The organism is Corallococcus sp. 4LFB, assembly GCF_046520365.1.
Taxonomy (GTDB): domain Bacteria; phylum Myxococcota; class Myxococcia; order Myxococcales; family Myxococcaceae; genus Corallococcus; species Corallococcus caeni.
In genome coordinates, this window is sequence record NZ_JBKGHJ010000359.1 from 1 (window position 1) to 9,072 (window position 9,072).

The 9,072-nt window shown below is 69.4% G+C and carries 6 protein-coding genes and 1 pseudogene; 2 read left to right on the top strand and 5 right to left on the bottom strand.

Translation table 11 applies throughout. The features are described 5' to 3' along the window. The 5 genes and pseudogenes from ACLEQD_RS30155 to ACLEQD_RS30175 all read right to left on the bottom strand — a co-directional run. Nucleotides 1-381 (bottom strand): annotated as a pseudogene (locus ACLEQD_RS30155) (hypothetical protein); the annotation flags it as partial. Continuing rightward, entirely contained in the window at nt 342-566 is a 225-nt protein-coding gene (locus ACLEQD_RS30160; protein WP_410388820.1) for a hypothetical protein, read from the bottom strand. The gene ACLEQD_RS30160 and the pseudogene ACLEQD_RS30155, both read right to left, overlap by 40 nt. Before the next feature lie 133 nt (nt 567-699). Next, on the bottom strand, nt 700-3,063 hold the full coding sequence (locus ACLEQD_RS30165; RefSeq protein ID WP_410388822.1) for a kelch repeat-containing protein: 2,364 nt from the start codon (nt 3,061-3,063) through the stop codon (nt 700-702). Between the two features lie 48 nt (nt 3,064-3,111). Continuing rightward, the gene (locus ACLEQD_RS30170) at nt 3,112-4,506 is read right to left on the bottom strand and encodes an undecaprenyl-phosphate glucose phosphotransferase (protein ID WP_410388824.1); all 1,395 of its coding nucleotides are present in this window, start codon (nt 4,504-4,506) and stop codon (nt 3,112-3,114) included. Between the two features lie 220 nt (nt 4,507-4,726). After that, nucleotides 4,727-5,857, bottom strand: a complete 1,131-nt coding sequence (locus ACLEQD_RS30175) for a glycosyltransferase (RefSeq protein WP_410388826.1) — start codon at nt 5,855-5,857, stop codon at nt 4,727-4,729. A gap of 95 nt (nt 5,858-5,952) precedes the next feature. On the opposite strand from ACLEQD_RS30175, the gene ACLEQD_RS30180 reads away from it, so the two are divergent. After that, a complete protein-coding gene (locus ACLEQD_RS30180) occupies nt 5,953-7,014 on the top strand; it encodes a glycosyltransferase family 4 protein (protein WP_410388829.1) in 1,062 nt (353 codons plus the stop codon). 8 nt (nt 7,015-7,022) lie between these two features. After that, a partial coding sequence (locus ACLEQD_RS30185; RefSeq protein ID WP_410388827.1) for a patatin-like phospholipase family protein occupies nt 7,023-9,072 on the top strand: 2,050 nt, incomplete at its 3' end.

Here is a 9,072-nt window from a genome sequence, read left to right on the forward strand (position 1 = left end):
CGCGCACGGCGCGGGCGGCGGCGGCACGGCCGGCGGAGGCACGACCACCGGCGCCGCGGAGAAGGACGCCACCGCCGGCATGGACACCGAGCGGCGCGCGGGCACGGGGATGGCCGCCTTCAGCGGACGCGTCGGCCGGTCGATGCCGTAGCGCAGGTTCTGGTAGTGGAACAGCCGCAGCTCCGGCACCACGTACGGCACGATGCGCATCCCGGTGATGAACCCGAGCGCATCCGTGGTCTGCAGGTCCAGCGGGTTGGCCATCGCGACCTTCAGCCGCCGGCCCTCCACCGCGAGCGGGAACGCCTGGTGCTTCTCCGCCTGATCCGCCGTGAGCAGCTTCAGCGTCGCGTCGGTGACGGCGTCGAAGTCCGCCTCCATCGCGACGGCAGCCGGGACAGCTCGCCCAGCACCATGCCCACCGTCTCGATGTCGAGGAACCCCAGCTCCACGAGCCGGGAGCCCAGCCGGCCTCCGTGCACGAGCTGTGCGCTCATGCCCTGGTCGAGCTGCGCCTGCGTCAGGAGGCCCTTGCGGACCAGCGTCAATCCCAGCTTGTCGCCCATGTCGGCCCGCAGTCTAGACGGCTTCGCGGTGCCAATGAGAGGGTGCGCGCGAATACGACCTGCGCGCCCGTCGTGCCCGCCTGCCTGCCGCCGCCAGGCCGGTGCGCCTGGCTGGGATTGGGTGCCGCGCCCGCTACTCCGTGTACAGCTCCGCGGAGATGTGGGCGTAGCCGTAGTAGCCGCCCGCCACCAGCAGCTTGCCCGTGGGCAGCAGGGTCGCCGTGTGGGCCTCACGCTGGATGAGCATGCTGCTCGTGGTCGTCCAGGTGCCCAGCTCCGGGTCGAAAATCTCCGCGGTGTTCGTGTGGTAGGAGCCGTTGGTGATGTAGGCGAACCCACCGACGACGAGCACCCGGCCCGAAGGCAGCACCGTCGCGGTGTGGTCCACGCGGCCATAGGCCAGGTTCCCCGCGCTGCTCCACAGGCCCGTGGCTGGGGTGTACAGCTCCGCCGTCCTCGTCCAGCTCGTGCTCGACGGGGAGCCGTATCCGCTCGTGACGAGCACGCGGCCGTCCGGGAGCGTCGTCTGCGTGTGAAAGCGGCGGCTCACGGCCATGGAGCCCGTGGCCTTCCAGGTGCCGGAGGCAGGGGTGTACAGCTCCGCCGTCGCGACCTGCCCCCCGAGTGTCCCCTCGCCGCCCGTCACCAGCACCTGCCCCGAGGGCAGCAGCGACGCGGCCGCGAAGTAGCGCGGCACGGTGAGGTTTCCGGTGGGAGTCCACTGGTAGGTGGCGGCGTCATAGAGTTCGGCGCTGGCGAGCTTCGTCCGGGTGCCGCCCTGCCACACCTCGCCGCCCAGCACCAGCACCTGGCCCGTGCCCAGCAGGACGGCCTGATGGTAGTCGCGCGCCGAGAGCATGCTGCCGGCGGAGGTCCAGATGCCCGACTTCGGGTCGTACAGCTCGGCGGAGGCATACGAGTCGGTGTTCGTGTTGAGGTGCCCACCCGTCACGAGCACGCGGCCATCCGGCAGCAGCGTCGCGGTGTGGTTCCGGCGGGGCACGGCCATGCTGCCGGTGGGCTGCCACGTGCCCGTGACCGGGGAATAGAGCTCCGCCGAGGAGAGGGCGTCCCGCGCGGACGTGTCCGTGTTGTATCCCCCCACCACGAGCACCCGGCCGTCCTGGAGCAGCGTCGCGGTGTGCATCAGCCGCGCGGTCCCCATGTGCTCCGTGCCGCTCCAGCCCATGACGGCGCATTCCGGCAGGCCCGTGAGGTTGAACTGCCTGGACGTGGACAGGCCATGGTTGTTCCTCACCGTGACGCGGATGAAGGTCGACTGGCCCCACTCAACGCAGCTCGGCGGCGTCCAGAGGACCTCACTGGTGGTGGCGCCGGTGGTGGTCTTGCCGAGCGTGCCGGTGCCCGCCTTCCAGGTGAAGGTCAGCGGGCTGTTCTGCGGGTCACTCGCCGTCACGCGAAACGTCATCGCCCCCACCACGGGCACGGTGTTGCCAGCGGGCGAGGTGCTGACGATCTGCGGGGGGAAGCGCGCGGGGCGCGGGGCGCCCACGCACAGGCGCAGGGTGCCCTTCGCGACCCCGCCCCGCCCGTCGCTGACGGTGACGGTGACGGGGCAGCGTCCGCAGGAGGTCTCGGAGGGGATGATCTCGTCGTCGGGGGTGAAGGTCGCGGTGGCGGACGCCACGTTCGTCCATGCCCCTGGGCAGCCGGCGGTCCACTGATAGGTGAGTGCGTCCCCGTCCGTCTCCGTGACGGACGCCGTCAGCTGCGTGGGCTCGTTCACATTCACCTGGTTGCGCGTGGCGGTGAGGTTCGTCACCTGGGGCCAGGTGTTGAAGGTCGCGGTGAGCGCGGCGCTACCCTGGCCGGACGTCACCGTGAGCGCGAAGGAGATCGACGCCGAGGCGCCGTGTGAGTCCGTCACCGTCAGCGTCAGGACAACGGGGCCCTCGGTCTCGGGGGCCGTCCAGGACGTCGCGGTGCCCGTCGGCGAGGAGAAGGTGCCGGCCTGGGCGCTCCAGGAATACGTGAGCGTGTCGCCAGGGTCGGTGACGCTGGCCGTGATGGAGACGGTGCCCCCGGGAGCCACGGTGCTGACGGAAGCGACGACGGAGTTGATGCTCGGCACCGCGTTGTCGAAGGGCGGCGGAGTCCCCACCTGCTGGAGGGTCAACGCCACGGCGGCCAGCTGCCCACCGGTGATGGTGACGTCCTGGGCCTGGCCCTCGAAGCGCTTCACGCCGGACGCGTCGAACGCCTGCGCGGTGAAGAGGCGCTGGGAGCCGGCGGGGATCGCGCTGAGCGTGCCGCCCCAGTTGCCATCCTCGCCCTTCGTCAGCGCGCCGGAGAGGGCGGCCATGTCCGGCGCCGTCACGGTGACGCTCACCTGGGTGATGGCGTCCGCCCCCACCGCGCCCTGCACCAGCGCCACCAGCTGCGCGCTGCCCGTGGAGGGCTCCGAGCCGCAGCCCGCGAGCGCCGCCCAGAGTCCCACCAGCAGAAAGAGCCCCCGCCTCTTCCAGATGTCTTGCATGCCACGAACGCTAGCCGAGCAGGCGTCCGCGGACCAATGGACTGGAGTTCAGTAGGCGTTCTTCGAGAGGAAGCCGCCCAGCGCCGTGCGCAGGAGGATCTTCAGGTCCATCAGCAGCGACCAGTTCTCGATGTAGTACAGGTCGTACTCGATGCGCTTCTGGATGGACGTCTGGCCGCGCAGGCCGTTGATCTGCGCCCAGCCGGTGATGCCCGCCTTCACCTTGTGGCGCAGGTGGTAGCGCGGAATCTGGCGCTTGAACTCCTCGATGAAGACGGGCCGCTCCGGACGCGGGCCCACGAGGCTCATGTCGCCCCGGAGCACGTTGAAGAACTGCGGCAGCTCATCCAGCGAGTACTTGCGCAGGAACGTCCCCACCGGCGTGCGGCGCGCATCCGCCGCGCTGGCCATGGTGGCGCCCTGCGCTTCGGCGTCCACGCGCATGGTGCGGAACTTGAGGATGGAGAAGGTCCGCCCGTCCATGCCCATCCGCTCCTGGCGGTAGAGGATGGGGCCCTTGCTCGTGAGGCGCACCAGCAGGGCCGTGAACACCATCATCGGCGCGCTGACCGCGATGGCCACCAGCGAGAACAGCACGTCGAACACGCGCTTGGCCACGCGGCTCCAGCCGTCCATGGGGTCGCCCTGGAGGCTGATGATGGGCAGGCCGCCGAACTCCTCCAGGCCGCCGTACAGGGTGATGTACTGGTACAGGTCCGGCACCACCTTGACGTCCACCGTGCGCAGCGCCAGCTGCTCCATCAGCGGCTTCACCCGCGCCTGGTCCTCCAGCGGCACGGCGATGATGACCTGATCCACCGGGTGGGCATCCAGGTAGGCCTCCACCCCGCCCACGTGGCCCACCACGCGCACGCCGCCCACCCACTGGCCGACCTTCTCCTCCTTGAGCGCCAGCACGCCCGTCACGCGGAAGCCCAGCTCGCGGTGGCTCTCCACCGTCTCGATGGTGCGCAGCCCCAGCTCCTCCTCGCCGATGACGAGGATGGACTTGAGGTTGTAGCCGCGCCGGCGCACCTCGCTGAGCAGGTGGCGCATGAACAGGCGCGAGAGCGCGATGAGCGAGAAGGCGTAGACGACGAAGATGGCCAGCGTGAGGCGCGAGTAGCGCTCGCGGATGAAGTACGTCACCGCCACCAGGACGAGCGTCGCGGTGATGGTGGCCTTGAAGAGCTCGAACAGCTCCCCCATGTGCGAGCGCGCCCGGTTGGTCGCGTACAGCCGCGCCCGCTGGAACGTCATCGGGAAGATGACGAGCACCATCACCAGGGAGACGAACGTCTCGACCGGGGGCGGGATGCCCTCGGTGATGGGGAACACGCCGCTGAAGCGGGTGAAGTACGCGAGCACGAACGCCACCGCGAGCATCCCCGCGTCGGCGGCGACCTTGATGGACGTGTAGAAGCGCTGCAGGCGACCGAACACCGCGATGACTCCTGACGGGGGAGACGAAGACCGTCCGTCGGATGCAAGACACGCACCCTTTGCCCCGGCCACCGTCAGGCGCCCGGGCCCCTCCCCCGGCGCGGCGTCCTACCATGGGTTTTCCCGTGAATCCAACCGGTTGGACCGCAGGGCAGGAGACACCCTCCGACACGCCGGGCAGGCAGGCCTCGGGAAAGTGGGGACGGGGCGGACAGCGCTGTCACACCGCTGGGGAGCCCGGGGACAGTCCCAGCAGGGCGTCCACCTCCGCCTGGAGGGCCTGCTGGAAGCGGGCGCGGCCGAAGCGCTCGGCCTGGGCGCGGGCGTCCTCGGGGCGGAAGGAGGCCTCCCACGCGTCGAACTGGCGCACGGCGGCGGCGAGGGACGCGGGGGTCTGCTCCGGGAAGAAGAGGCCCGTCTTCGGGGTGACGGTCTCCAGGGCGCCGCCCTTGCCGAAGGCGATGACGGGGCGGCCGGTGGCCTGGGCCTCCAGGGGGGTGATGCCGAAGTCCTCCTCGGGGGTGAAGAGGAGCGCGCGCGCGTCGCGGTAGAGGGCGGGGAGCGCGCTGTCGGGCACGTTGCCGAGGAAGCGGATGTGGGGCGGAAGCGGACCGGACGTGAGGCGCGAGGCCTCCTGTCCCGTGCCCACGACCCAGAGGGGCGTGTCCAGGGTGCGGAAGGCCTCCAGGGCGACGTCCAGGCGCTTGTAGGGGGCGAAGGCGCCGAGCCACAGGAAGTAGCCGCCCTGCCCTCCCCCTTCGAGCGGCACCTGCGTGAAGCGGTCGAGCTCCACGGGGGGCGGGACGACGGAGGCCTCGCGGCCCCAGAAGCGGCGGATCTTCCCGGCGATGTGCTGGGAGTTGGCGACGATGCGGTCCACGCGGTGGGTGGAGGCGCGGTCCCAGTGCTGGAGGTAGGGGCGCACGGCGAGGGCGGCGGCGCGGACGGGGAGGCGGGTGCGGCCGGGGCCGAAGTACTCGTCGAACAGGTCCCACATGTACCGCATGGGAGCGTGGACGTAGCTCAGGTGGGGCACGCCGGGAGGGGCGTGGATGCCCTTGGCGACGCAGTGGCTGGAGGACAGGACCAGGTCGTAGTCGCCGGTGATGCGCAGGGCTTCGATGGCGCGGGGGAACAGCGGCAGGAAGTGCCGGTAGCGCGCATGGATGCCGGGGATGTGCTGGAGGAACGACGTGGTGATGCGCCGGTTCTCGATGCGCGCGGGCTGGCTGCCCGGCTGGTGGATGAGGGTGTAGAGGTCCGCGCTGGGGAACAGTTCGCAGAGGGCGTCGAGGACGCGCTCTCCGCCGCGGTGGGTGACGAGCCAGTCGTGGACGAGGGCGACCTTCACGGGAGGGCCTTCTAGCACTGGATGCGCGGCGGTGCGGGTGGAAGGCCGCGTGTGGTAGGCCAGGGAGCGTGCCTTCTGTCCTCCTCGACCTGAGAATGGTGCGCGGTCAGCTCCACGGCATCGCGAGGTACGCGCTGGAGCTGGCGCGCCGTCTGCCCGCCCTGGCCCCGGACCTGGAGTTCTCCGCCCTGGTCCCGGCGAAGGGCCTGCCGGACGACCTGGGTGAGCTGACGCCGAAGATTCCGCTGCACCGCTCGCGTGCCGGGTATCTGTCACCGACCGAGCAGCCCCTGCTGGCGTACGAGCTGACGAAGCTGAAGCCGGACCTGTTCCACGCGACGTCGTTCTCGTTGCCGCTGTTCTGGCCGGGCAAGTTGGTGGCGACGTTGCACGACGCGAACCACCTGGCGCTGGCGGACCAGTACACGCCGGTGCAGGCGATTTATTACAAGGCTGTGGTGGGGCCGCGGGCGCGCTTGGCATCCGCGTTGATTACGGTGTCTGACTTTTCCCGGGAGGAGCTGGGGAAGTATCTGAAGATGTCGCCGTACCGGTTCCAGGTGATCCACAACGGAGTGGATTCGCGGTTCGAACCGCCTACTGCGAGTGCGGCGAAGGCGTTCCGGGAGCGTCATGAACTGCCGGAGCGGTATGTGGCGGTCGTCGGCAATGCCAAACCCTTCAAGAACCTGGCGATGCTGGCGAAGTTCGCGGAGGAACTGCCGGTGCCGCTGGTGCTGCTCGCGGGCAAGGGCGCGGTGGCGCACGAGACGGGTTTGCACGAGAACGTCATCGACCTGGAGCAACTGCCCGAGTCGGAGATGCTGTTGTTCTACGGAGCAGCCGCCGCGCTCCTGGTGCCGTCCAGATATGAAGGGTTTGGATTGCCAGCGCTGGAAGCCATGGCAGCGGGATGCCCGGTCATCGCAGCGGATGCTACGGCACTTCCGGAGGTCGTGGGCAATGCGGCGATCCGAATCGCTCCCGACGATTTCAATGCATGGCGTGAAGCCACGCTGCGAATCCTGCGCGATGACACACAGCGCAGGGAATTGATTGAGCTGGGGAGAGAGCGCGCCGCGCGTTTCACCTGGGATACCTGCGCCGTACAAACGTTGGGCGTCTACCGGCGTGTTACCAGGACGAACGCTTCCTGAGGTCACCCGTGCGCACGCTGCTGACCGGTAGCCTCTCCTGTGTGCTGCTCTTCGTCGCATTGAACGCGACGGCCCAGACCCTCAGCCCACTCCAATCGGACGCCCCGAAGGCCGTGTCGTTGACCGTGAGTGGCGGCGTGTCCCTGGGGACGTATGAGGCAGGGTTCCTGTACTACTCGGGGACTTCGTCGCAGGGCGAGCGCGCGGTGGATCTGCGGCTTGTGACAGGCGCGTCCGCGGGAAGCCTCAACGCGCTGCTGGCGGTCATGGCGACCTGTGGCGTGGATGCATCGACGCCGGGACAGTCGCTGTTCTGGGACATCTGGGTACCCATTGGCTTCAACGACCTGTTCGTCCCGACTTCGACGACGCCGCTGGGTGTCTTCTCCCGGGAGGCGCTGGGACGCCGTGCCGGACACATCGAACAGGCCTGGAATCGCGGCCTGGATCCAGCCTGCGACGTCGTGCTCGGAGTCTCGACGACCCGCCTGTCGCCTCGTGCCCTTCAGGCCGCGAATGGACGTCTCGACCTGCCCCGGCTCGAAGAGAAGTTCGCCATCCGCATCCAGGGCCGTGGGCCGGGACGTCCTCCTCGCGCAACCAACTACACGACTCGTGAGGGCCGCCGGCTGGAGCTGCTGCTGGAGACAAACGAGCAAGGGGACATTCCCTTCGCGCACCTGCGCGAGCTTCTCCTCGCGTCGATGTCCTTCCCCATCGCGTTCCCGCCGCAGCCCCTGCGCACCTGCGCACCGACGGCCTCCGCGAAGCCTGGGGTCTGCCTGCCAATGGATGCGCGGCGGGAGCTCTTCATCGACGGTGGCGTCTTCGACAACACGCCGCTCCGTCTGGCCGTGGGGCTCGCGCGTGACGGCCTGCGTGAAACAGCGGACGGCAAGCTGGAGTGGCGCCCGGTTCCACAGCCCGACGTGCGCACGACGCCCCCGGGCATCGCTTTCGCCTTCATCGACCCGGACGCCACCGAGTATCCGGTTGCGCCCCCTGCCCTGGCTGATGCCAGTCCCACCTCCCTGCCCGCGACACTCGCGGAGCTCCTGGCCACCTTCGTGGACACAGCCCGTTCGAAGGAACTGGCCATGCTCCTGGAGGAGGAGCCGGAGATTGCCCAGCGACTCACCCTGCCCCGCCGGCACTTCCCCGCTGCCGGTGCGCCCCTCTTCGCGTTCCTGGGCTTCTTCGAGAGAGACTTCCGTGTCTTTGATTTCTACCTGGGCATGTATGACGCCCGGCGGATGATGGATGACGCGTTCCGGGAAGGACGGACGCCGCAGGAAAAGCCACGCACGGCGGCGATGGATGGTGTTGGAGGATGGCAGCCCTTCGCCTGCATGAACGCCGTCTATGACACCCTCCCCAGCGCGGAGCAGGTGTGTCAGGGCGAAGCGCTGGCGGACTTCCGGGCGCTGTTGCAGATGTCCCTGGACCAGCTCTACGACGCTTGCAGCAAGCCCGAGGTGACAGTGCCCGCCGGTGCCTGGCGCAACACGCACTGTGACCGCGGCCTCGCGGGACAGCCTCCGCCCAGGGTCCCCGGTCTTCAGCCTGGCGAGTGGCCGGAGTGGAAACAGCGCAAAGAGGAATCAGAGCTGGCGTATTCGATGCGCCTGCTCGGAGCCTATGGCTTCAGCTTCCGCGACCTTGGCGTTCCGAAGGGCCGGGGGGATCTCGCGGTGCTGCGCATCCGCCATCTACTCGGAGCTGCCGCCCACCGGCTCGCGGCGGTTCAGCCCGCCTCCGACAAGCCCACGGTCCGCTTCGCCAGCAAGCTCGCGGTGGACAGCATCAGCTATGAGCCCCAGCGGCTGTCACTGCACATCACCATGGGGCCCACCGAGAGCGAGGTCGGCTTGAGCGTCGGGGCCTCCGAGATGCCGCTGACGTCCGGGCTCCGGTTCGCGGGTGCGGTCGGGTTCCGGGGACTCGAGGACGTCCTCTCCTCCGGCAGCAGCAGCGACCCCTTCGGCGTGGCCCTCACGGGCGGACTGGAGTTCCAGCCCCGCTCGGAGCAGACCTTCCTCTCCCAAAGTCGCCTCGCGC